Below are 24,529 nucleotides of genomic sequence, written 5' to 3' on the forward strand. Positions count from 1 at the left end.
TTTAAAACTGAAAGCGTAAGGTTTTTGTCATAATCCATTTAATATCAATGCGTTAAATAAAATAAAGTTCATTATCTATACAACAAAATACTACTTTCCACTACTTTTCACTCTATATTTATCATCACGTTACGAAAAATAGTGAACGGCATTGTTGCACCATTATCACAGCAGGAATTGCTTCTGTCTATCGCAGCATAACCAGAAAACACAGGTAAATGGTCGATACCAAGGCACCATAAATAATTGCCAACTGCTGTCGATAGCATGTTTTATCCTCTGACGAACATGGTATGATATTGTGAAGGATATCGAGGATATGAATATGTATGAACGATCGCATTATATTCTCAGCATATAAGCTGGGATAATTGGCAACCAAGTATCCCAGTAGGTCATAAATCCATAGGTGATTTACAATTTTTAACTATATGCCATATTGGTAAATTAATGAATATATCAACAGAACATATCAACCCATTAACATCAATACGATTTTTTGCTGCATTTTTCGTTTTTTTATGTCATCTGAGGTATTTTTTAGGAACTGAGTTATCTTTTGTCTACATAAAAGAAGGATTCATTGGGGTTACATTCTTTTTTGTATTGTCTGGATTTATACTGACACATTCTTATCAGGAGAGAATGGCTTCAGGAAAGATTAACTTACGGGATTTTTACATCGCCAGAATAGCCAGGGTATACCCAGTTCATTTATTTACATTCCTAATTGCGATCGTATTTTTTTCTTTTAACTATTATAGCATAAAGCAGTTTCTGTTCAATTTACTTCTAATTCACGCTCATATTCCGGAACAAAAATTTTATTTCACTGTTAACGCTGTGTCATGGAGCCTTTCAGTTGAAATCTTCTTATATTTATTATTTCCATTACTTATAAAACTAAGCAACAAAAAAATAATATTAATCTCGATAGTTTTGATAATTGTAAAACTTATTTTTTCACACTTATTAAGCGGGAAATTAAATCATGCAATGATATATATATCACCATTATTTAGAATTCCTGACTTTACCATAGGCATTATCGCATATAGATACAGAAGCGTCATCTCCAATCACCTGAAAGTGGTTAGTTTATTAATTTTCCAATTACTATCAGTACTGTCTTTTGTTGTGTTATGTTATTACTCTGAAAGAATAAATATAACATATAGGTATGATATTTATTACATTATCCCAATGGCATTAGTCATTTTATCACTATCAATAAGTGGGACGTTTCTTTACCAAATATTATCCAATAGGTTATTGGTATTCCTTGGTGAATGCAGTTTCTCTTTTTATATGATTCATCAACTTGTAATTATGGTGTTTATTGAAAATAAAGAAAAATTGGAATTAAATGACGTGCAGTTACTATTTGTTATATTCACATCAGCCATGGTGTTAAGTATGTTAACTTACAAATTTATTGAAATCCCAAGCAAGCGTATATTAACAAGAATATTAAAATCTATATCTTTCAATTATTTTAATGTGGTGCGCCGCGTTAAATAAAAAAGTCTCGATGTAAGTGAGAAAATAAAAACCACGCAATTTTTATCAAACTGCGTGGTTTTTAAATTTAGTTCTCAGTATCGTTAAACTGGTTTTAAATGTGTTTTTTTATCAGGTGCAATAGATGCATCCAGCGCCTGCAATTTTTGCACGTACAGCATCCATTCTGTGAGTCTGGCTTTATCTTCGTCCGTGATAATGCCGAGCATTAACTGAGTCCGCCACAACTCCGTTTTTTCGCTGGCTTCTGCAAGCAGCGCCTGCTTTTTGTGTTCGGCATCATTAATCAGCCGTGACTGCGCAACGGGCGGATTTAAATACGCCTGTGTCTCTTTGGCTGACATTTCCGTCATGCTTTTTAAGTTTTCCCGAATTTCAAAGAAAACCGGAAAAACAGCGTCATACTCTGCTTCAAGCTGCTGATAGTCTGTTTTTACACGGTTAAATTCCCTGGCTGCCTCATCATATATAATGGTTTTTTCCTCAACATCCCGCATCAGAGTGGCTGTTTCCTCCGTATTGGCATTTTCACTGTCTTCCGGACTCTCAAATAACTGGTTAAGCCGTTTTTTTGCTTCATTCAGTTCATGCTCTGCGTACCGGAATCGGCTGTCTGCATCAGTCAGTTCCGGCTCCTTTTCAGATATCAGGGATTCCAGCACTGTCAGCGCCGCAACCTGTGATAAACATGCATCGTCATAAGCGTACACGGCATTTTCTTTATTTTTGTAATATTTCATCGTTACCTCAACTCAGACCATTTATCCAGGCTGTTCGCCTCTACTCTGTATGTACTGCCCGGGGGGATAATGGCAGACCCCGATGCCATGCGCGTAAATCCCGAATCAGACCCGCCGGTACCTGAATTTGAAACAGTGACACCATCGACATAAATCACTAACGATGCCATGGAGGTGGCAGGTACGGTACTTGCAAACAGGGCAATCGTCCGCCCGCTGGTGTTCGTGTAATTAACACCAAGATTCCGGGTGTTTTTTACATCAGACCACCGCTGACCTGCGCCGAATACTTTTATCGCTGCAACCGCATCAGTAACCGCTTTCTGACTCATGACATTCGCTGTTGATGTGCCGGTCGTCTGCAAAATATCACTTTTTGCGGCTGTGCCTGCCCCCGTCACCTTCGCTAACGCTATCGCACCGTCATTAATTTCACCGGTTGGTGTGACACGAAATATCGGCACAGGTGCGGCACCTGACAGGTCAGCGACTGCAAACATACCGGTATTACCGATTTCAACCCCATACTTACCGTTCGGGGATAACATCAGTACCGCTGACGTTCTTGTTGAAAACCGGTCGCCATCGGCTTTGGTGTTTGCCAGGTCAGTCACCGCTTTCTGGCTCATTACGCTCGTTGTTGATGCGCCCGGCACCTGAACTACTGCGGTTTTATCGAGCTTGCCGCTGACATCAGCAATCCCGGCTTTTTTACCGAGTTCGGTTGTCAGAAGCTGTTGTGATGCCACTTTGGCGGGATCATTTCCCAGCTGCTGGGCGATATCCGCTTTATCAACTTTTTTCATCAGTTCCAGCTTCAGATACGGATGCAGAACATAATCACCTTTCGGCTGATACTTGTTATCAGATTCTGCTTTGGAATAGCTGTAACCGGCGGCCTGGGCGCCGACATCTTCGGCGGTCATATCGGCTTTCAGTTCCGCCCAGTCATCACCCTCAGCAGGCTCTGTTTCGTTATTTTCAATCTTTGACTGCCAGACTTTCTTATCGTGATACACGATACTGCGGACCGCGTAGGGTTTACCCTCTTCCGCCCACACCGGCACACCGAAAGCCTGTATTTCACCCACCGCTTCCGTTATGTCATGAAACAGGCCGTTCATCTTCTCGCGCTCAATATCTTTGGCCGCCGGGTCGGTGATCTGATCACGTTCATAATCGTAGCCGTAACCCTGGGTGTAAGACAGTGAGCCGTCAGCCTGGATCTCATCAGGCACAGCAGTGCGATCCCCTTGTGTTGCAAAGGGGACTTTAAATATTTTTGTCATGAGGAATTATTCTCCGAAGTTACTTTTCAGGAAGTTTTTACGGTATTTGCCGGTGCCGAAGGCTATTTTCGCCACAACACGGTATCTGACGCCCACCCCGGACGGGCGCGGCATCAGATCGAAGTTTTCCAGCAGAACGCGCAGACGTTCATCCGGATTAAACATGAAGACGTAGTACATATACGTCATATCAAGCGGATCCAGCACAAAGACCTTACTGTCCCCGTTCCAGAAAAACCGCTGCAGAAATTCATTAATATTGGTGACGGTCGGGCTTTGGGTCAGATTAAAGTAGCGCATCCGGATAATCAGCCGTTTCTGCTCCGGCGTCAGCCACAGGGTGTAATCTGCATTACGCCGGAAGTTTGTCCGGAAGTTGGCTTTTTTCTTCCCGAATCCGATACCGATTTTGGCTTTGTCACTCGGCGGGATGTCGATCCCCAGCGGAACATCTAGGATACGCGACCAGACCGACAGACCGAAATCACTGGCGGTATCAATATTAAACACATCACGGTACCAGTTCTGCCAGAAGCTGACCGTTGCCCGTTCAAACCAGTCCGATTTATACCGGGCCAGCGCTTTCAGGTTATCCGCCCCTTCGTACTGCCACAAAACAGCCCTCAGGAGGTCGGAGTGAAACGTTAACTGCTGAACAGTCTGTGTCATACAAACACCACCTGCACCGCGCTGCGGTTGATTCTGGCAACTTCATTCAGCTTTACCGGGTACGTTTCCGATGACCAGTCCGTACCGTTGACTGACAGCGCCACCCGGGTGACAAACAGCCGGGGTTCCGAAACGTTAATGCCGGCCGATATTTCAAACGGAGAGACTTCACGACCGGTAACCAGTCCGCCGTCCCCTTCCGTTTCGCCCCGGGCCCATGATTCAACCGCCGCCGGAATAATTGTCTGTGCGTCCAGTGATGTTTTTTTCACTGTCACGCGGCAGAACAGGACAATCTCTTTTGCCCGGTCAAACTTCACGGGATAGGTCTGTCCGCTGACCGGTTCCGTCACGTCAACCTCTTCGCTGCCGTTGAAAGCTGCCCCGATTGTTTTGGTGCGCAGCAGAGCACGGGCAATTTCCCCGCTTTCCCCGCCCTCAACACACACGTATACGCTGTGCGGTACCAGCGTTATGCCGTCAAAAACCATCGGGGTATCGGTATAGTTTTCCCGGTATGACAGAGAACGGACACCGTCCAGTTCATATAACGCGGAGGTAATCGCCTCACCGACACTGACGGTATTCTTTGCCAGCGTCAGTTTCCGGCGGCGGCGGGACTGTAAATCAGATTCGGCAATACGCCCCAATACCGCACTGGTCGGGTTAGATACCGTTTCCCAGCCGAGAACAGCACTTGCCACCGAATTTAACTGACCGGCGGAACACTCCACAGGGCCGGTTTTAACTGCGCGCATATCCCCGGTAATTTTCCCTGTTTTTCCTATAGTCAGCGATTTTGTTGTCGCAAATTTATCCTTTGACGGCGTTTCAGCCACTGATCCTTTCGGGATGATAGTGTCGGGTACACCGCCGAATTCAACCTGTGTCAGTATTGAATGTGTGGCATCCCGGCGCTGACCGCCCATCAGTGCCCAGATAGCGTCCAGAAAAACACCGCCCGCAATATCCGGGTTTATCTGGTTTGCCAGTTCCGCGTTATTACGTGCCACCGCGTCACGGTTTTCCGTTTCCATCGTGATCAGTGCCCCCTGCGGGGTTTCCGGTGACACATCCAGATCCTGACCAAATACGGATTTAAATTCGTCCTCAACAGCCGTCCGCAAATCCGCGGTATCCGGAATAATCACACCGGATGAGGTAATATAGTGATAGTCAGCCATTTAATGTAATGCTCCCGTATTCTGTCTGCAGAACAGCCACATAATTCAGTTCGTTGTCATTCAGCGTGGCCCTAAATGACACAACGGCAGTCACCTGCGGAATTTCCCGTATACGCTCACGGAATGCGGATTCAAACAGCGGCAGATCCGCCTGCCGCCCGAAGGTGGTTTTCCAGTACGGAATGCCTTTATCCAGTTTGTGCAGCATTTCCCCGCGCAGCGCTTTCACATACTGCGCACAAACGTTTTTTACCGCCGGTTCACCGCTGACAACGGCAAGATTGCCGTCATTTCCGATGAACAGGTCGTTATTGCTGTTTACATCAAAGGTCTTCATACCGGCTCTCCTGAATCCTCATTACCCCGCTGGATACCGCTGTGTTTGTGCGTTGAACCGATATCTTTACCGTTATGCTTCAGGGTACCGCCGTCTGAATCACTGTTGCCGTTGACGGCGTGGTTGCCGTTGACGGTCACATTGCCGGTGTAAATGGTTTCCGGTGCGTTAACCTCAAATAATGGTGTATCCAGTACCGCTTTATCCGCATGCAGGGATAAACACACCGAACCATCCGTTGACTGCACCACCAGTGCGTCTGCGTTTTTGCCGTCGATCACCCAGCCTTTGAGCGTATCCGGGAAAAACATAGCATCACTGAACGTATGCAGTCTGGCCGTGTTAGGTTCATCCTCCAGGCCGCCCCGCTGAAAAATCAGGCTGATATCCCGGTCGTTCGCTTTCAGCCAGCCGAAGTCACCCGGCTTTACCGGCATCCGGATAAAGAACCCGCCGCCGCCAAACCGGAATACCGGGATATTAGGCAACGCACCACGCCCGATCCGCTTCCCTTCTGTGGTAACCATCATTACCAGCGGTTTGATTACCGCCCGGTTTTCCTTATCGTCGTAACTCACAACCGTGGCGGGAAGCATGTCATCAACATTCATCAGCAGATTACGGAACGCAGCCATAAACTGCCCGGCGAGACTGCCGTCATTCGCCTGGTCACTGTTTGGTTTGTTCATTGTTTTGCCCGTGTCAGGCCCGTTTGCAGGTTGCCTGATAAAAGAAAGGATCGTCGTGTGAGGCAATATCGAATTTGAGCTGCTCGATAATGTAATCCCCGTTCAGGGCGGGGTTATATTTGCTGTCCAGACGCAGCATGCCGCCGAGGGATGATTCGCCGTCGATAAGGTAGGTGACATCAACGCCTTTCTCCGTAGCTTTCGGTATACCGACCATGCCGCTTTTCTGGCTGAGGATCCGCAGTCTGCCGGAAAGTGCTTTATCACTGTCTTTGACATACAGCACATCATCATCAATGAACGCTTTCACATTTCCGGCGTCCTGTAACCGTTCAACCTGTTTCAGCGCCGGACCGCAAAAATACCAGTTGCCGATATTTTTATCCGTTGCCTGAAAATTCAGTGTCACGTTACAGTCACGGGCAATGTCAGCCGCAATCTCACTCATTTTTGCCATCTGCTTACCCTCCGGTGACACAATGTCCCGGGCGCTGGCATTATTGGTTTTTGCTTTCAGTGTCAGCGTCACATCCGGTGGTGATGAGATTTCAGCACTGACAATATCGCCGGTGTAGATCCGGAAAATACCGGTACCGGCACGACCGGCTTCAACAACAATCCGGGGTGAGGATTTATTGCCGGCGAACGGACTGGTTTCGGTCAGCAGCATGGTACGGGTTTCCGCATTCAGCCCGTCAATATTCACCGTACATTCGTTCTGCAGCGGATTGGCATATTTGGTACCCCCGGCGCGGATGCGTAATCCCTCATACCACTGCATGCGCCCGTTAAGTTCAATTCCGCAGCGGATCCGGCGTAAATCAATCATCATCGTCTCCCCAATAAACCAGTGTTTGTGATTTTTCAAACAGTTCCCACCACGGAAGCTCATCTTTCTCTGTCAGCAGGGCAAAATTACCGCCGCTCCTGAGATGACGATAAGGGATAAGGGGTTGCCCCGGGACAAGGCGTATTCCCTGAACGATAACCGTGTCATCACACCGGATATCACAGCACATCACACGCCGTGCGGCTTTAATCGTCAGCTCCCATTCCCGGCCGTCCAGGGTCACCCGCAGCCGCTGATTGGGAGCGGTATTCAGTGGTATGATTTTCACTCTCCCCCCACTTTTTCAGTCACCCAGTCAACACCTTTTGTCAGTGCTGACCCTTTGTTTTGTGTGGCCGTGTCCGCCTCTTTTGTCTGAACCCTGCCCCGGTTTACCGTGCTGCTCTGCTCTTTCTTCGCGACTTTACGCGGCGGTAATTCACCGTATTCAGGTTCAACGGTCCGCCATTCGGTAAACCGCAGGGAAAGTTTCACCGCGTCCGCCATATCGGGGAGTTCGTCGTGGTAAAAATTGACTATCAGCATCGGCTGATAGGTTTTTACCCGGGTCTGAATGCCGACAAGCTGATGCTGATCGTAAGCCTGCTGCATGGCTTCAAAGGCATCTTTCAGTTCCCCGGCGAGTATCAGATCCATACCGATTTCCACCGGGTTAACCACAACGTGATCACTGCGGGTTTCGCCGGATTCCACCTGAAACTGCGTTGCCTTATGCTCATCCCGGATACTCAGCTGCAGAGGGCTTACCGACTCAAACAGAGTGACAAAAGATTCCGTATCAAATATCTTCACTTCCGTAATCATTTACCCCACCCTGTATCTGTCTGATGCCCTAAATCCTGCAACTGAGAACCGAGCTCATCTCTGACTCCCGATGCCATACCCTGCGCATCCGTTGCCTGTGTCTCAATCTTAAGCTCACCGATACTGACATTTGTTTCATTACGGGTGGCTGACTGATTGTTGATCGCCTGGCTGGTGACAGGATTCATCGGGTCGTTTGACATGCCGTAAAGGTGTGCGGTCATGGCCTGCGCCATTGTTGCCGCATCTTCCTCACTGATCGTTTTTTCAGGCGGCAAATCATACTCAATCTGCCCCTGTTCATTGACTGTACGGTTAACGGTCTGTTCAATTTCGGTATCATCACCGCCGCCGAACCAGCCTTTTACTGTCGCCCAGCCGTTTTTAATTTTATCCAGCCCCTTGCTGATCCAGCCAAGGTAAGCCTCTATCTGTTTCCACAGCCATTTGAAAATACCAACCACCGCATCCGAAACAGTCTCAAAAACACCCTGAAAACTTTTTCCCCAGTTACTGAGACTCCGGATAAAACCAAGCAGCCAGTTCCACAGCGTTTTACCGCCGTCAACAATAAGATTAAAGGCATCAACCGCTGCCTTGCCGACAATGACGGCAACATCAATAATGAAATTAAACAGTTTTTTGAAAACGTCCCACAGCGCCAGAATGACGGCTTTCAGTCCCGGATATTTATCCAGTATCCGTCCGATCATCGAATCGTTGCCGTCGATGAAATTCATGATGTCGTCATACACCAGCGCAAACGCCGCTGCCAGCAGAGCAATGATTGCCACTATTGCGATAATAGGCCATGTGGCTGCAAGTGTGGCAGCCGCTGCGGCAATCATCGGCGGTACATAGTAGGCGGCTATCGCAATACCTATCGCGATAAAAAACCCGGTGACCAGTGTTTTGTTTTCTTTGCAGAACCCGACAAACTTATTAATCCATGTCAGCCCTTTGGCAAGTATCGGGATCACCAGTTCCATGAAACTGTTTTTCAGCAGCCCGGAAGACTGTTCAAAACTGCGCATGGATTTATTAAACGATATTGACTGTTCAATACTGTCTTTCGTGATGCCGGAATATTCCTTCTGCGCCCCCATCATCCGTTCAAGCTCTTTGCGGCCTTTCATCATCAGTTCGACGGTTTTATCATCCGACACACCGAGCGCTGACAACGTGGCTTTTGCCTTGTCGAACTTCATGCCCTGCACTTTGTCAGCCGTCTGCAGGATTTTTTCCATGGAGTTACCGGCAAAGCCGAATGATTTCGCCATAGCAGCCATGTCCGCCTGAGCGGCATCACGGGTACCGCCGAGTTCTGCCATTGACCCGGCAAAAGCATCCACATCTGCTGTGGCAATATTTATCTTTTTACCGAGTTTATCCATTGCTTCGATATCCGCGGATCTCGAAACAGACTCGCCGATAATCGCAGTCAGTGACATAAGCACACCCACTGCTCCCAGTGCTTTTTTCGCAAACCCGGCAACGGATTCACCGGCCTTCTGGTATTTTTCGTCGGTTTTTTTCAGCGCGTCCCGCAGTGAACTCTGTACTTTTGCTTCTTCAACCGCAGCCGGAATCCCCTTTGTGCGCATCGTATCAACAAAGCGGGAATAGTCAGCATCCAGCGCTTTGATCACCCCGGAGGCGGTTTCTTTGGTTCTGCTGTTATCCTTTTCGGCAACCGTCAAATCACTGAACCCGTCTGAGGCCGCCGCTAACGTGTCTGACAGCGCCTGCACAGCGTCACCGATACTTCCGGATGCCGCTGTCCCGGACTGCCCGGCCTTTTTCATTCCGTCGATAATGTCATCTGTTGAGCGCCGCACACGGTCAAAAGCACTATCAGCCTGACGGGTGTCAAATTCAAACACCTGAACAAACGTATCCATTAATGACATTATCGGTCCTTTGAAGCGGCCAGCGCTTCGTTGTAACGGTTAATGATCGCGATTTCCCACATGTCCATCGCTTCTTCGAGATCTACTGTGGTTTTGAGTTCGGTGAGGGTGGCGAATCTTTCGCTGAGGATGACTGCAAAGAAGCCATCAGCGTTTTTATAACTGACGGGAGTGAACTGCCGACCTTGCTGATGAGGAAAGGCAGGAAGCCGGAGTTCCCGCCGGTCCCGAAAAAACTGGTGTTATACTTCAGCATTTCCAGCTCAAGACGGATCAGGGATTCACCATCCGGTACATGGTTATCAATCAGCGTCTGTGTCTTTAACGGGATTTCCTCACCGTCAGACACCGCACACACATACGCCATCATTTTCAGCATGGCCTCTTTGCTGACCTCGTAATCCCCGATTTTCGGGGCATTCGACAGCGGATATTTGGCAAGGATTTCCCGGCCGGTCACGGCAGGCAGACGGCTGATGACAAATGTCTTTTCAATACCGTCCACATCTTTAATCTGAACTTCTTTCGGTTTAATCAGCATGTTTTTTTCCGTAAAAAAAGGCGGGACATGCCCGCCGGTGATTAACGATTACGTGTGGAATCAAAATCCTGAAACACAAAGGTGTACTGTTTTGATTTAAGACGCCCGGCGCTGGCCGCAGAGTTTCCCCGGCTGCCGTTGGTGATTTTGCCGTTACGGGCGGTGGTGGTGGAGCCGTCACCGTAAGAAGCCACCATAGTGATAATGTCACCGGCATGACGGCGGCCTTTTTTCGCCGTGTTGGCTTCCAGAAGGATCGCCAGGTTCTGATCTTCCTCACTGCCGGGCAGCACGTTGATGGTGACAGTCTGCGGTGTGGGCGTTGACCAGCTCACCAGATTGCCGTTGATATCCATGCCGGTCTGGGCGATATCCACTGCCGGTAAATCCAGCGGATCCGCATCATCCGCAAACTGCGTGATAAAAATCCCGGAAGGGAATGTTTTGCTGGCCTGTACCACCAGTGCAAGGCCGGTTGCTGAAACATCATTCATATTTTATCCTTACACTAAATTGTGTGAACCTTCGACCTTCCGCACCCAGTCGCCCTTACCGTAAATCAGCACGTATTTCATCACGTACTCCGGTAACCCGCTTTCACCGGTACTTTCAACAATCTGTGCGTTGTACCAGTACCCTTTGTCCTGTACATCGTGCCAGGCCAGATCATCACCGGAAGCATCCGTCACCGCGATTTTCTGTACTTCCGTTAAGGTTTTACCGGCAAGAATGGTGCCGTTGTCCACGGCTTTGGTGACCGCACCGGCAATGACCATCAGTGCCCGGGCCTCACCGTCTTTGTTGGCCGGAATGCCGCGTGTCGCCAGTAACAGGCTGAACCACTGCTGCGCGATATACGCTTTCAGCCACTGCTCATTGGCATGCACACTCATATCCGGCGGGTTGGAACTGCCGCCGCACAGGAAGCCGCGCTGATAAAAGCGGATCTGTGAACCGGCCACAGCGGTTTCGCCGTAGTAATTCACCCGCAGTTTATCAAAACGGTCCGCATCCTGATCCGTGGTGACCTGCGCCGGGAAAGTCACCCCGAGCTGACGGAACATATAGTTGGTGGTCGCGTTGGTACGGTCGTAATCCGTGGCGGCCATCACCGCCATCGGCAGCGCCTGGACAAACCAGCCGGTTTCCGTTTTCAGGTTCAGACCGGTTGATGCGGTGCCGATCAGCGCTGCGCTGAAATCTTCGGCATTGTCTTCTGTCACGCTCAGATGCAGCTGGTATTTCACGTTCTCTCCGGCAACGTACTGTGCCAGCGTGACGGCCTGCTCAAGCGACAGATCTGTCAGAAATGTGGCGCTGCCGAAGGAGTCAGAAACCTGCTCGGCAACTTTGAATGCCTCAAGCGGTGTCTGTGCCGGGTTACCTTCCGATGCGCGTCCGGCTGACAGCCCCATCGTATCCGCAAGAACGGAATACCCCACGCTGACCGATGCGCGTTCCTGCACGCCGCCGCTGAGTTCAAATGCACTGTCGAGCGCGTTAAAGGTCAGATATGCCCCGGAAAACTGCGGCTCACTTTCGGCATTCAGTTTCGCCTGAATCAGTGAAGCGATATCGGCATACGATTTGGCTTCGGATAAATCGATATCTTTGTAGCTTTTGGTGACCTTGCCGAATGTCACTGACAACGTGCCGTCAGCAATCATGTTCAGATCAGCCAGCGCTCCGGCTTTTGCTCCGAACAAAGTCGGTGCCCGGCCAACCGGCTCGTAAGAGGCGATCTGTAATTCTTTCGGTTTACTCACCGGGGCCGGACTGACATAGCTGAAATACTGCCGGGCAAACTGCGCCTCCGGAGAGTCAGCACCCAGCAGTTCATCAACCTGACCGGATGCAAACTCCAGCACATGCCCGGCGGGAATTTTAGGATTGGTGGAAAATAACCGCGCCGTCAGCTTACGCATCGGCACGGCAGACGCGCCGATCACCGCTGACGCGATATCGACGTAACGGGTTTGTTTAATTGGCATAGTAAAACCTTATATGCGGTGAATATCCGGATACAGTGCGGTAACAGCAGCCGTTTCCGGACGGAGTGTGCGGGTATAAGTCACATTAAAATCAAAAGACGGGTTTTGTTCGTAGTTGTCCCGGTCATTCAGAAAATAGGGGGTTCGGATGCCGGTTGCCCGCTGAACACCAATACCTTGTTTTCTGAGCGCTTCAACAAAGGGCAATGAATTAACAATCATCCGGACGATGGAGGTGATATCTTTTGCGGTGTAACCGCTGAATTCGGTGATAAATGCCTGCACCTGGAATGTTGTTTCATACTGCTGTGCTTCCAGGTGACCGGCATCACTGCCCTGCGGGTTATAACTGCGTTTCTGCCAGCCCTGCGGATTTTCACCGACCGGAAAGAACATAACGAAATTATCTTCCCGCCCCTGTTTTGCAGACTGAAAACCAGCTTTGACCGGGATATCGATACCCGCCTGCGCCAGCTGTGCCAGAAGCTGTTTCCGGACAGCAATCTCAACATCGTTATCCGTCATGATTGCCTGCCTCAATACAGATAACCGACTTCCAGCCGTCCTGTGCATACCAATCGGCATCCCCGGTCACATCGTAGCGTTTGCCGCCGAAGACCAGATAATCCGGTGAAGCACCGCGCTGAATGGCGCTGATATCGTGGGACGTATACAAGCGGCGGTATACCTGACTGGTGTCAAGCCCCATAGACTGAATGTCCTGAGTATCCACCGCCTGCCAGCTCCCGCGAACCTCAACGGGGTCATAATACGTGTTCTGATCATGGCCCCGTTCGTCAGGCTCCCGGCTTTTGAAGCGGTACCAGAGTACGGTTTGCTGCGGAACATACCGCGAGGCAATCCGGTGCAGATTTCCGAACATTATTTATCCTCCACGGCAAAAGTGACGGATTGCAGCATCAGACCGGAGTCAACCAGCGGTTTACTGGTGGCTTTCCCTTTGCTGTGACGCCGGGCACGGGCGGCTACCGTGGCATCCTCAAGCGGCGGTGTGGTGACCGATTTAATCACCATCTTCACGTCACCCGCTGCTTTTGCGCCGATTTGTTCCAGTCTGTCAGTGATGGTGATATTGCCTTTCACTGCGGCTTTTACAGTACGGACAATCAGATTGCTGTATTCCTGTTTGTGCTCTGTCATGGCCGGACGCATAAACGGGCGCGGCGGGATCCCCCCGGCCGGATAGCCGAGCTCCTGAATCGCCGCCACGTACGCGACAGGGGTACCGTCCGGGTATTTTGAATGCTCAAAGAAACCGACCTTAAGCTGTTTCTTTGCCAGTTCGTCATACACGGCTTTCAGTTGCGCCAGCTTTGTCACCGGTGACCTCCCCGCGTGAAACGCCCGAACGCGCCGCGAAACGCCGCCCGTTCCCCGCCGCCGCCGTGGTAACGCGGTACACTGCACCGTTTTATCAGCGCCAGAAACTGCTGGCCGTAGGTACTCATCTTGAACCAGTGGGACCAGTCGGAACCGGCAGACGGCGCGGTGTAGGACACACTGACCTTATCAATCGTGACACTGGTCACGACACCGGTCGGTGATTCCCCGTCAGCAATACGGCTGTTCAGGTCGAGCATGTGCGCGACAACCAGCATCCACGCTGAATTTGTACAGACACCCCGGCACGGCGAAAAGTAGTTCAGTGCTTCCTGCGCAATGATAAAAATTTCATCATCAGGCACCGCGGCAAAAGCCTTATAGATGGCACGGAAAGACACTAACGGAAAGTCGGTCGGGTTCACGGAACCCCCTTATTTTTTACTGTTCTTTTTGTCTTTGTTGCTGACCGGCGGCTCATTCCCCTCCGCAACCAGTTGTTCTTCGGTCAGCGGGGCGGATTTGTCGCTGGCTTCCATATCGGTTGCCACTTTATCCGGATCCTCTTTGCAGTTTTCCACCGCGATAAACCCGTTTTCTTTATGCAGCTTAAAGACATGGTTATTTTTCAGCTGCGTGTACTGTTCATCACTGATTTCAGTCACACGTCCGCGCGGGGTGTACATGTGTTTGGTCATGACATTAGCCTGACCGGCGATAAATACCGGACCGTCCGGTGTGGCATAGTTCTGGTCGTTGGACAGGGTGCAATAGATATACAGAGACATAATTTCTCCCGGAAATAAAAAAGCCCTCCGCAGAGGGCGATGAGGCGTTACAGGATTAAATCCCGGTCAGACGGGTGATAGCCCACGGACGGGTGACGATAATACCGGCGGTCGCGTTGGTGGCATCTTCCAGATAGCCTTTGGCTTTGTTCTCTGAACCCAGCAGCTGGTATTTCACCGGCACCACCTGGAGAAGAACCGCACTGGTCGCCGTAGAATCATCATCCACGGTTTCGGCAAACATATACGCCACATCCGCGCCGCCGTTGGCACCGGCAAATTCCGGTGAGAACACAAAGCGCAGATTCGGGTAGTTTTCTTTCACCCACTGATACACGGTTTCGCCACGGGCGACCGGATTTGCCACATTCAGTGCGGAACGGTAGCCCAGCGGCAGAGTCACTGTGATAGCCGTATCATCTTTGATAATACCGCCGGACTGCATCTCCAGACGCGAGAACATAGCCGTAATATCGCCGGTGATGGCAGCAAATGTACCGCCTTTCCATTTTGCGGCAGCCGTTTCATATGCCGGTAAATTCGGCTCATTCAGCATCCCGAATACGCGGGTGTCCGGGCTGTTGAAACCGTAATAACCGATACGTTCACGCCCCTGCTCCAGCGCTTCAGCTGCCGCATTGCGTTTCTCTGCGGCAGTCTCAAACCCTGCTGCTGACTGTCGGGCCTCTTCCAGTTTTCCGACCAGGAATCCTGATTCAAAACGGACAATGCCGCGACGTTCCTGATCCTGCCCGTAGGAGGACAACGGAATATTAGTGTGATCACCGTATAATTCGGCTTTACTCACAGGCGTTGCCACGTTCAGGATAATTTCTTCATCGTGCCAGTTACCGGCATTCAGTACGCCGGTGATTTCATCCAGCACGCGGACGCGGGTCGCGGTACGGATAAGTCCCGGCAGCACATGCTGCAACATCTCACGCTGAATGAACCCGCCGGATATGGCCGGGCCGGTTAACGCGGAGTCCATTGCAGCCAGACCACCGAAACCAATCTGATCCAGTTCGCTGTATGTCCACTTCTGATCGGGCTTAATATTCAGTTGCCCGTGTTTGCGGATATCGCGGCCGGACATATAAAACTTTTCTTTACTGACGGGCATTATTCACCTTCCTTCGCAGCCACTGTGTACGGGATTTCGGTCAGACGGATAACACACAGATGCGGCGATTCCGGTGACTCAATGTGACGGCTGACAAAACCGATAACCAGATCACCGGCTTCCGCTGTTGCCTTCGCAGACAGCGATCCGTCATCCGGGCTGAACACCACCGGAGCATTAATTCTCTTCACCCCGGCGGTGATTTCGGTGTTAATCTCACCCATGGTGAGAAATTCCCCCTGCGTCCCGTTACGGGCGTATTCTTCACCGATACGGTACGCTTTCGGGTTAATCATGATCCCGGCAAATGCACCGTCACCGCCAACCTGCACGGATTCAACGGAATCATCGTTGTATGTGTAGGCGCGGCCAAACAAATTTTTCTTTTCATCCGCAGAGTTGAGTACAGCTGCGGTCACACGGGTCGGGCCGTAATGACTGATTTCACCGATAACACCGGAAATCATGCCGTTCGCCACAGTATTCGGGATCGCCATTATTTCTCACCCCACTTTTTCATAATTGAGTCTGTACCTGCAGCGGCATCCATCGTCGCATGCGCCTTTTGTGAGTCCGGTGTGCGCCCCTGCATCCAGGCATTCAGGGAAACACTTTCCGTGCCCTTTGCACACTGAATCCCGAGTTTTTCCACACCGTATTCCGCCACCTGCTGTTTCGTCATGGGTGCGTGATCAAATACCCCGATAAACGGCGTCAGCTTGTGCGCCAGTGCGTCACGTTCCCCGATCTGCTTTAACAGTTCGCCGGTGTCCATGGTCGGTTTGGCCTTCTCCAGACGGGCGATTTTGCGTTTCATTGAGGACATTTCATCCATCGTGGTGATACCGCGTTTCAGGCGCTTGAGGCGGCGGTTCAGGCTATCTGTGGTCGCCTGATCCAGATGTTCTTTGGCTTCCGTAATAGCTTCTTCCGCTGCCCCGATGGCAATCTCTGCTTTTTCCACCGCCTCCGGCTCTCCGGTTTCAGCAGCTTCTGTGGCTGCTTCCGCCGCTTCAACTGCCGCCTCTGCCCCTTCTTCTGCTGATGCGGCGCCTTCTCCTGCAGCGCCGGTATTAACATTCTCGTCCGGGTTATCTGTATTTTCCGGATCCTGATCAGCAGACGGCTTACCTGCAGCCAGTGCGGCCACGACGATTTGTTTAATCTGCTCAACCTGCTCCGGGGTGAATCCGTTATCATCCCCGGTCGTTTGATCTTTATCTTTGCCTTCTTCGCTCATACGAATAAGTTCCTTTGTATCAATGGTTACAACAAGATGATCCTGCACAGCCACGTCAGCGCCGGTGCGCCCTTCATCGACTAATGCAAGGTGATTGCCACGCAGGTGGCGCTGAACAACTTCGTATGCCTCCCCCTCGTACACACCGGGGCTATCGAAGTCATACCGGCTGCGGTAGCCCGGTGAAAGGTCAATCTTTCCGCTGCTGATATCGCTCAGAGCGGCGTCAGAAAAGATTTTGATATTCCCGCGCAAATACGGATGGTCGTAATACACGTTTTCGCCGATAACGCCCTGAATACCTTTTTTCTCTGCCGGTGTGGCGTTCTTACCGAGCATTTCGTGATCGACAATGAACGGGGTCAGGCGGAATGATTTAATGGTTTCTTCACTGGCCAGTTCCTCCGGCGGCCGGAACACTTTGTAAATTCTGTCCGGCTCCGGTGCGCCGATTTCAGCCCCCAGATAATCAAAAACCCCAGCCTTTGAGATGGGGTTGTCTTTTACTTCGAGCCAGCCGTTGTTGTCATAGGTTCGCTTTGTCATGTTTCCTCACCAAAGTCGATAACCGGTGTCCAAAAACATTTGCAGTTCGGCAACTGTCCGGGCAATCCGCGTTCACCGGTCCTTTCATCAATAACCGGCGGGTCGTCCAGGTCGAACACCTCACCATCAAGCTGCTGATGTAATTTCCGTGGTTCCGCGCTGCCCGCCGAGTGATGCCATATTGCTTTGCGGATCCCGGCAGACTTCATCCGCTCATAGTTCGCCGCGGTGGTGATTTTGCGGGTCTGGTCAACGGCAATAAACACCGCCCGTTTTTCCTCTTTCACACCCGCTGCCTTTATTTCATCCAGCAGGGTTTTACTGCCGCTGCCGGCCTGGCTGACCGAACGCAAGGCTGCGCCCTCAATACGGGAATGAAACTGCTGCGGAATGGACTTAATCAGGGAGACATTTTCTGCCGTTGCGGCAATCATTTTGTCTTTCAGGGCTTCGGGCATGGCCGGAGTTTTTATCGTAATACCGCCGGAGAGTTGTTTCAGTGAATCGTCCAGGCTGCGCTGTGCGTTCATGTCCACCTGCGAGGTGAACTTATCCGCCATCTCTGCGGCCTGACTGTTAAAAATTTTATCCCACTTGCGTTTCAGTCGGTTCAGCCAGATTTTGGTCTGGCTGGCAAAGCTGGCATCCATGGTCACGCCGTCAAAATCTTCATGCAGACTGCTGAACGTCTTTTCGTAATCTGCAATCATGCCTTTAATCAGTTGTGACATGTCACGCTGGTAACGGCTTTGGGCTGCTGCTGAATACTGCAGGGGTTTTCCCTTCATAACCGCCTGCCGGGATGCCGCCCACCGTGCCCGTTTGGTTCGTACCCGTATTTTCCGGGGCATAATCGTCCTCGTTCACGTCAATACCGTAAAATGCCGATTCTTTATCTGCCGCCAGCTTTTTGCGGATATCCAGCCCGTCAACCGCACCAACCGCCGCATATGCTGAATCGGTCTGTGCCTGTTTGAGTTTGATATCTGCATCCTCAAGTCCGGTAGGACTGTCCAGCGGTAACCAAGTGATTGAAAGCTCGTCCGTCCCCATACCCTCGCTGCGCTGTAACATGTCGTAGTGACGCTGCAACAGGTCTTCTAAGTCATTGGTCTGGATGCTTTCCAGTTCCTCCCGGTAGCTGGATTCTTCGTACTCACCAGTCGCATTAAAGCCTTTCGGGGTTGTACCGAGCAGCTTTGTTGCAGGAACGTTCGCCGCAGCGGCAACAAGCTGATACTGCGTCATAATGGTCGCGTCCAGATCAGCGAGTGATGTATCGAACTGCTGAACAGTGTCTGCAGCTCCAACTGTCTGTACGCCGTAGTTATCACGCATCTCCGTAAATTCAATCATGTTCTGATGAATGGTGGCTGCGTTAACACCCTCAACATCTGCCATACCAATAGTCGTCAGGCGCTTTGTCATCGCCAGCTGTGGTGCTTCGTTTGCTGTACGCTCAGAGGCATACACGCGCTCATACACACGCTCAGGGACTGATACGCCGAAATAGTTATAAGTGGGTTTGAGAATGTCCGGCACAGGGAACGGTACAAACTTCACAAAGTGCGATTTGTGATACCGGCGACCGCCGATAATCCAGTAGGTCGGTTCATAAAAATCAGGACTGGCCGGATCCTGTAAATTGGCATCGGTTAAATCCGGTGTTACCCACTGCGGATCCAGCTGCTTAATCCCTTTGTACATGCCTTTCGCCACGCCATCCGGGTTAAACGGGTTTTCATACCATTCCTGCGGGTTGGATGTCTCAACCAGGAACAGCGCCAGTCTGCCCCCGTACACGCGCCCGAAGTGAATCAGCTCTTTCATGTGGTGCTGAATGCGATATTTTTTATCCTTCTTCCGTAACTTTTTACTGATGCCGTGATTATCCCCGCCGTCACAGTCGAGGTTATACCCCTGACGGATCGCATCACGTGCAGGCATGCTGCACGCTTTATCCACCAGCCAGTGCTTGGCGATCACCGCGCACATGTTGTTACCGATGAACATCTGCGAGGCGTACCACGCTGCCTGTGACTCAGGAACGCCGTATACCTGACCGCCTTTAAATGCCGGTACGGTTCCGTCGATACTGTCCATCGCCACGCCCTGCATGGTGGGTTGCGGCAAGGCCAGCCCCTGAAATCCTGTTTGGGCTGCCAGTGCTGAATATAAATGCGTTGAGAATGCTGACCGCTTAGGTGCGGCAACCTCTGCTGTTTTCCGCTTTCTGAACGGCCACATGTTATGTCCTCTTGCGTGAAAAGAATCCGCCGCCTTTCTTCTGGAACAGATAGCGCAGCGCCTGTGTCATGGCATCCACGGTGTCATCGTTCCCGGCAAACGGGAATGTCGTGATTTCTTCCACCGTTTCGGTGATCCACGGTTCAATATCTTTATGGGGCAGCCAGACGTTCCCGGCTTCCCATTCAGCGGTGCAGGCGTGAGCACGAGCAATTTTGCTGCCGTCCGGCTCTATGGGCACCAATCCTGATACGGTCGTTTTCAGCGTATCAATGACTGCCGGTCCGTTGGCTTTATCCTCCACCAGCTTGCGCCGCGCCTGCGGGTATTTCTCAGCCAGTAATTTCACGGCTTTCAGGGTTTCAGTGAAGCTCATACGCTTGCGGATCTGGTGAAGCAGGTAAGCATTAGCACCCTTCTTGCCCCATACCTGACCGACAACGTAGTCCGTGCCGTCACTGTCCTTGAACGTCATATCCCAGCTGTGAATAACTTCATCAAAGGTATCCGGCAGATCTTTCGGCAGGTAGTACTGCGCGAATTCTTCGTGGAATATCTGCCCGTCTCCCGGTTTCGGTTTCTGCTGGTACATGGCAGACCAGAAGTAATCACCGAGAATAGCTTTTGTTTCGAGCAGCTTGTCCAGCGGATGCAACTCAGGAACAAGCGCCTCACCCTGTTCGTTGATGGCCGGGAACGCCAGCACTTTGGCTTTTGGCGTTTTCTCTTTTACCCGGCCGGAAAGGTCATCTGTCGCCCAGCGGGTCGCCATGATGATTTCGCCACTGTTCCGGGACAGGCGGGTTTTGAACGTTGATGCGTACCAGTTCCAGATTGACTTTTTAACCGTGGGGCTGAGCGCTTCTTTCGCGTTTTTTATCGGATCATCAATAATCCCGAGATCAACTTTTTTACCCGTCAGCGGACCACCAACACCGGCACAGACGTATGTTCCCTTGTGATTAGCAATTCCGAACTCTTCGGTATTACGTTTAACCGCCACGCCATCAGTCGGTTTGTTGCCTAACCAGCTTTGAGGAAACAGCACCCGGTACTCATCTGACGACATGATGCGCTGAACATCCGTGTTCATGTCACCGGCCAGATCTGACGAATAGGACAATGCGCCCACACGTTTATCCGGATACTTACCGAAGAAATACGCCGGAAGATACCGCGACACAATATCGGATTTACCGTGCTGCGGCGGTGCGCCGAGAATCAGGATCGGACGCTTACCGGTCATCATCTCAACCAGAAAGTTATCCAGTGATGCACAGACGGTTTCTGAAAAGTGACTGGTAATGTATTCCGGGTTAATGTACTGAATAAATTCATGCAGACTGCGCCGCGCTATCTCTCTGCGAACTTCTTCATCAAACAGATCGACATTGATATCCATCACATCACCTAAAATGACAAAAACAAGCCTTTCAGCGCCGAATCACTCCGAAGCCGCTTCCGGTTTTTTGATAACAAATGAGTAACAAAATAAACGGGCACATTGCCCGGGGATGAGTATTGCTTTTGACGGGTTCAGTGTGCTTTTTGCGTGAACCTGATTTCGCTTATGCGGGTAACGTCCATTATGTTAAACAGAGGCTATTTCCCCGCTTTTTCGCGCAACTGCAGAAGCTGCTCTGTCGTCAGGCCACTGAGGTCAAATCCCGTTGATTGTATCGGGCCGCCATCGGCACCGGTAAGCTCTGTCCGGTTCTTCAGCATCCCCAAATGCTGCGCAACCATCTTCAGCGCATCATCCTGATTGCGGGTGATAACTTCGGTACCGAACTTACCCTCTTTTATCCCGGCAAATAACCGGCGGCTTGCGCCCCTTAAATCCCGTGTGTCGTGGAAATGAGGACGACCGATACCGGCACCATTGCAGCGGGGGCAGTCAGGATTCGGGTCCAGTGTGCTGTCGTAACCGTAGCCGCCCCTGTCGTTCGGTGCTTTTCGTTTCTTCTCAGTCGCGTCAATGACAGCATCCTCAAACTCTATCGAATCCCGCCACTGATAGTTAAAGCCGAAGCCCCAGCAGTGACGGCAGCATAACCGCTGATATTCCGTCAGCTCACGAACATCCGCCGTGGCGATATCCCACCACATTTTTAAAACGGCATCCTGAGTGATTTCAGCCCTCCGTTCTCTGGCTTCCAGCGCATCCGCAATTGCCCGGTTGACCTCGACATTTCTATACATCCTGCTTGCGCTTGTATATGCGTTATGCCCTTGGCATTTTCCCCCTGCTCTTTTATATGCAGCAGTCCGGTTCAGGTCGATAAGATACTCAGTAACAAACCGTGCCTGCATATCGTTAAGCCCGTAATCACGCAGGCTGAACTCGGTTTCGTCATTCTGGGCATTGTTGGATATCAACGTATTAGCTGGCTGAAATTCAGGCGTGTTTTCCCCTGTTTTTTGATGGCTGGTTCGCAGGTTCGCACCTTGGTTCGCAGTCGATATGTGCGAACCTATTTTGCGAACTCTATCAGGCTTGATCCATCCATCTTTTTTCGCCGCTTTCCGTATTGCTGTATCACTTACTCCGTACCGCTCAGCAATAGCCCGTATTGAAAGCTCACCGGCGGTATATTCACGCTTGATAGCATCCCAATCAGGTTTTGCCATAGCTTTTCCCTTAATCTATAAACGGCATTCTTCGGGTGCGAAAGTCAGGAACCGCAGTCTGTTTACCAAATGATACCCCTGTAAATCTGCTTAAATCACGAAGGGCCTGTTGTGGCGTCTCTCCCCATCCGCACAGCGCATAACTGCGAAAGGCAAACTCATCACTCTCCTCGCGTTTTAACCACGCTACCCACACACCAGCCTCTCGTCTGAGGTGAGGTTTCTTCCAGCGATGGGGTATTCCTGCCTCTCTCTTCGCTTGCTGGTATATCCAGCGGTGATACCACTTACTTGATGTCATTTCAGCCCCAATCAGAACAATAAACTGGTTCGTTTTGTATATCCCCGTGGTTCACCGATACCGCTGAGGCCGAGAACTTACATAAAACTCTATCAACGCCACTCAATGAATGACGTTTGCAGAATTTTATAAACTATTAATATCAGAGCCGATACGACCCTCGCCGTACCCGATCATAATACCTTCTGGTTTTACCGGGGATACTTCACCTTCTTCAAACCAGCCGTCAGCGCTGCGTCCATCCGCTGCCAGATAGTGGATGAGATACTGATTCGGGCCGTTATGATATTCAGCACGGGCTTTCACATGACCTTCTTCGCCACTGATAGTGACCTGCACAACCTGACCTAATTCATGTTTAAACATAGTTTTTCCTCTGGTAATAAAAAGCCCCGCTGTTTAGCGAGGCGTTATTTATCTTTCGTTTAGTTTTCATTTAAATTAAGTCAATATACTTAATACGAAGTACTCAAAAAGTGTGATTATAATTTACTGCCCGATTCGCCCCTACTCTCTTCTTGTGGGGCTTTTTTTTGCATGCTAAAGATGCTATTTAGCAAGGTTATTGTTGAATTTCTGTAACGAAGAATCGTCAGTGATTATCTGATATCTGAGTATCTGATTTAACTTAAAAATTCACTTACAGCCATTGTTCGGGCGAAATTATGGACATTATTACTGAAATTATTTTCCGCATCATTGCGTTCATGGCTGAACTTGTTTATACAGCTCTTCGTTTTTTTGGATTTAGAATTGCGGTCTTAGGGACTGGTTTTTTTCTTCTCCATATGTTCAGTTATCATCCTATCTTCCTCGCAATGTTTGTCGCTGTCGTTTGCGTGTTATACGCACCTTTTATATATAAGCTAGTGAAAAAAAAGTAACGGCAATTAATTATTTCATACACTCCGTTCTGATGTAGTCCTGCAGATACAGGGTCTGCTTTTCGTTCTCAGCCATCATTTCCCTGAGACGCCAATAATCTCGCTCAGCTGCTTCACTAAGTCGTGGGGAGCTTTCATCGCGTCCGACTTTGGCGGTATCGGCTCCGGCCTTTGGACACTCGGCCTTGATGGACAGCCGCTTAGCCCCAGACTTAACAGCATCACGCAGGCTATCAATTTCAGTTTTGGCATTGGTTAACTCCTGCGTGTGCCGCGTATCGAGATCGTGAAGCTTCTGCACACGTTCCTGATAGTCTTTGTTGATGGCTACCTGCTCAGATAGCTGGCTGGTCAGTGAATCGCGCTCAGCTTTCAACTTATTAATCCGGCCTGTCTGCCAGTTAATCAGACAGCCAAGCGCGAGAACCCCGACAACAGAAAATACCGTGGTTTTCCAGTGCATATCATGACTCTTTCACTGACAGATCGGCATTACCTACCGGCAGTGGGCGGGTATCCAGTGGTACACCTGACGGCCAGCGGTAACCGATAACACGGTCAGTTTTGAATGCCTTGATATTTACCGCATCTGACTGATTACCACCCAGCACCATCAGGTTACCGGATTCTGTCTTACCGACCACAAAACCAACATGACCGCCGCCGGTGCGGGAGAATGTGACGATACAGCCATATGCAGGCTCTTTCAGCTCATCACCGAACGCCAGATATGAGCGGGAAGAATCAGAACGGGTCGAGCGGATTCCAACACGCTCCAGGCAGGCATTCACAAATCCCGCACACCACGGCACTTTACGTGCAGTGCCAACCAGCCCGCGCAGTTTGCTGTCAATCCACATCTGGTCAACTGCTGCGGAACCTGCTGCGGTGTGTTCTGATACC

Annotated in this window: 28 protein-coding genes; all 28 read right to left on the minus strand. The window is 50.4% G+C overall.

Going from position 1 to position 24,529, the window contains the following annotated elements:
• Positions 1–1,604: 1,604 nt before the first annotated feature.
• Positions 1,605–2,261 (minus strand): tail fiber assembly protein, encoded by a 657-nt coding sequence (locus N7387_RS18790; protein WP_279800653.1) that lies wholly within the window; start codon positions 2,259–2,261, stop codon positions 1,605–1,607.
• Positions 2,262–2,263: 2 nt separating this feature from the next.
• On the minus strand, positions 2,264–3,550 hold the full coding sequence (locus N7387_RS18795) for a hypothetical protein (RefSeq protein ID WP_279800654.1): 1,287 nt from the start codon (positions 3,548–3,550) through the stop codon (positions 2,264–2,266).
• Positions 3,551–3,556: 6 nt separating this feature from the next.
• Positions 3,557–4,219, minus strand: a complete 663-nt coding sequence (locus N7387_RS18800; RefSeq protein WP_279800655.1) for a DUF2612 domain-containing protein — start codon at positions 4,217–4,219, stop codon at positions 3,557–3,559.
• Positions 4,216–5,403 carry a baseplate J/gp47 family protein gene (locus N7387_RS18805; RefSeq protein ID WP_279800656.1) on the minus strand — a complete coding sequence of 396 codons (1,188 nt, stop codon included), beginning with the start codon at positions 5,401–5,403 and terminating at the stop codon, positions 4,216–4,218. Before N7387_RS18805 ends, N7387_RS18800 begins: the two co-directional genes overlap by 4 nt.
• Positions 5,396–5,740 carry a hypothetical protein gene (locus N7387_RS18810; RefSeq protein ID WP_025152614.1) on the minus strand — a complete coding sequence of 115 codons (345 nt, stop codon included), beginning with the start codon at positions 5,738–5,740 and terminating at the stop codon, positions 5,396–5,398. The genes N7387_RS18805 and N7387_RS18810 overlap by 8 nt, the downstream gene beginning before the upstream one ends.
• Positions 5,737–6,429: a Gp138 family membrane-puncturing spike protein gene (locus N7387_RS18815; protein WP_025152613.1), complete on the minus strand. Its 693-nt coding sequence runs from the start codon at positions 6,427–6,429 to the stop codon at positions 5,737–5,739. Before N7387_RS18815 ends, N7387_RS18810 begins: the two co-directional genes overlap by 4 nt.
• Positions 6,430–6,442: 13 nt before the next feature.
• Positions 6,443–7,258 (minus strand): hypothetical protein, encoded by an 816-nt coding sequence (locus N7387_RS18820; protein WP_279800673.1) that lies wholly within the window; start codon positions 7,256–7,258, stop codon positions 6,443–6,445.
• Complete coding sequence (locus tag N7387_RS18825) at positions 7,251–7,547, minus strand: hypothetical protein (protein ID WP_279800657.1); 297 nt, start codon at positions 7,545–7,547, stop codon at positions 7,251–7,253. Before N7387_RS18825 ends, N7387_RS18820 begins: the two co-directional genes overlap by 8 nt.
• Complete coding sequence (locus tag N7387_RS18830; RefSeq protein WP_025152610.1) at positions 7,544–8,083, minus strand: phage baseplate protein; 540 nt, start codon at positions 8,081–8,083, stop codon at positions 7,544–7,546. The genes N7387_RS18825 and N7387_RS18830 overlap by 4 nt, the downstream gene beginning before the upstream one ends.
• On the minus strand, positions 8,080–9,993 hold the full coding sequence (locus tag N7387_RS18835) for a hypothetical protein (protein ID WP_279800658.1): 1,914 nt from the start codon (positions 9,991–9,993) through the stop codon (positions 8,080–8,082). The genes N7387_RS18830 and N7387_RS18835 overlap by 4 nt, the downstream gene beginning before the upstream one ends.
• A gap of 82 nt (positions 9,994–10,075) precedes the next feature.
• On the minus strand, positions 10,076–10,534 hold the full coding sequence (locus N7387_RS18840) for a hypothetical protein (RefSeq protein ID WP_262861309.1): 459 nt from the start codon (positions 10,532–10,534) through the stop codon (positions 10,076–10,078).
• 41 nt (positions 10,535–10,575) lie between these two features.
• Positions 10,576–11,028 carry a hypothetical protein gene (locus tag N7387_RS18845; RefSeq protein WP_025152607.1) on the minus strand — a complete coding sequence of 151 codons (453 nt, stop codon included), beginning with the start codon at positions 11,026–11,028 and terminating at the stop codon, positions 10,576–10,578.
• Positions 11,029–11,037: 9 nt separating this feature from the next.
• The gene (locus N7387_RS18850; protein WP_279800659.1) at positions 11,038–12,525 is read right to left on the minus strand and encodes a DUF3383 domain-containing protein; all 1,488 of its coding nucleotides are present in this window, start codon (positions 12,523–12,525) and stop codon (positions 11,038–11,040) included.
• Positions 12,526–12,534: 9 nt separating this feature from the next.
• The gene (locus N7387_RS18855) at positions 12,535–13,050 is read right to left on the minus strand and encodes a hypothetical protein (protein WP_046894852.1); all 516 of its coding nucleotides are present in this window, start codon (positions 13,048–13,050) and stop codon (positions 12,535–12,537) included.
• The gene (locus N7387_RS18860) at positions 13,040–13,408 is read right to left on the minus strand and encodes a hypothetical protein (RefSeq protein ID WP_279800660.1); all 369 of its coding nucleotides are present in this window, start codon (positions 13,406–13,408) and stop codon (positions 13,040–13,042) included. Before N7387_RS18860 ends, N7387_RS18855 begins: the two co-directional genes overlap by 11 nt.
• Positions 13,408–13,866, minus strand: coding sequence for a hypothetical protein (locus N7387_RS18865; protein WP_279800661.1), 459 nt, complete (start codon positions 13,864–13,866; stop codon positions 13,408–13,410). The genes N7387_RS18860 and N7387_RS18865 overlap by 1 nt, the downstream gene beginning before the upstream one ends.
• Positions 13,863–14,291: a DUF4054 domain-containing protein gene (locus N7387_RS18870; protein WP_279800662.1), complete on the minus strand. Its 429-nt coding sequence runs from the start codon at positions 14,289–14,291 to the stop codon at positions 13,863–13,865. Before N7387_RS18870 ends, N7387_RS18865 begins: the two co-directional genes overlap by 4 nt.
• Before the next feature lie 9 nt (positions 14,292–14,300).
• Positions 14,301–14,654, minus strand: coding sequence for a hypothetical protein (locus N7387_RS18875; RefSeq protein WP_186722715.1), 354 nt, complete (start codon positions 14,652–14,654; stop codon positions 14,301–14,303).
• Between the two features lie 55 nt (positions 14,655–14,709).
• On the minus strand, positions 14,710–15,777 hold the full coding sequence (locus tag N7387_RS18880; protein WP_279800663.1) for a major capsid family protein: 1,068 nt from the start codon (positions 15,775–15,777) through the stop codon (positions 14,710–14,712).
• Positions 15,777–16,274 (minus strand): hypothetical protein, encoded by a 498-nt coding sequence (locus N7387_RS18885; protein WP_279800664.1) that lies wholly within the window; start codon positions 16,272–16,274, stop codon positions 15,777–15,779. Before N7387_RS18885 ends, N7387_RS18880 begins: the two co-directional genes overlap by 1 nt.
• Complete coding sequence (locus tag N7387_RS18890; protein ID WP_279800665.1) at positions 16,274–17,563, minus strand: DUF2213 domain-containing protein; 1,290 nt, start codon at positions 17,561–17,563, stop codon at positions 16,274–16,276. The genes N7387_RS18885 and N7387_RS18890 overlap by 1 nt, the downstream gene beginning before the upstream one ends.
• Positions 17,560–18,273 (minus strand): phage minor head protein, encoded by a 714-nt coding sequence (locus N7387_RS18895; RefSeq protein ID WP_347815243.1) that lies wholly within the window; start codon positions 18,271–18,273, stop codon positions 17,560–17,562. The genes N7387_RS18890 and N7387_RS18895 overlap by 4 nt, the downstream gene beginning before the upstream one ends.
• A 22-nt stretch (positions 18,274–18,295) precedes the next feature.
• Positions 18,296–19,810, minus strand: a complete 1,515-nt coding sequence (locus N7387_RS18900) for a DUF1073 domain-containing protein (RefSeq protein WP_279800667.1) — start codon at positions 19,808–19,810, stop codon at positions 18,296–18,298.
• Between the two features lies 1 nt (position 19,811).
• Positions 19,812–21,212: a phage terminase large subunit gene (gene terL / locus N7387_RS18905; protein ID WP_279800668.1), complete on the minus strand. Its 1,401-nt coding sequence runs from the start codon at positions 21,210–21,212 to the stop codon at positions 19,812–19,814.
• A 200-nt stretch (positions 21,213–21,412) separates the two neighbouring features.
• Positions 21,413–22,441, minus strand: coding sequence for a terminase small subunit (locus N7387_RS18910; RefSeq protein WP_279800669.1), 1,029 nt, complete (start codon positions 22,439–22,441; stop codon positions 21,413–21,415).
• Between the two features lie 427 nt (positions 22,442–22,868).
• On the minus strand, positions 22,869–23,108 hold the full coding sequence (locus tag N7387_RS18915; protein WP_279800670.1) for a hypothetical protein: 240 nt from the start codon (positions 23,106–23,108) through the stop codon (positions 22,869–22,871).
• A 528-nt stretch (positions 23,109–23,636) separates the two neighbouring features.
• Positions 23,637–24,089 carry a lysis protein gene (locus N7387_RS18920; RefSeq protein WP_279800671.1) on the minus strand — a complete coding sequence of 151 codons (453 nt, stop codon included), beginning with the start codon at positions 24,087–24,089 and terminating at the stop codon, positions 23,637–23,639.
• A 1-nt stretch (position 24,090) separates the two neighbouring features.
• The coding region (locus N7387_RS18925; protein WP_279800672.1) for a TIGR02594 family protein at positions 24,091–24,529 on the minus strand (439 nt) is incomplete at its 5' end.

The organism is Morganella sp. GD04133 (assembly GCF_029835375.1).
GTDB classification, from domain to species: Bacteria; Pseudomonadota; Gammaproteobacteria; order Enterobacterales; family Enterobacteriaceae; genus Morganella; species Morganella morganii_B.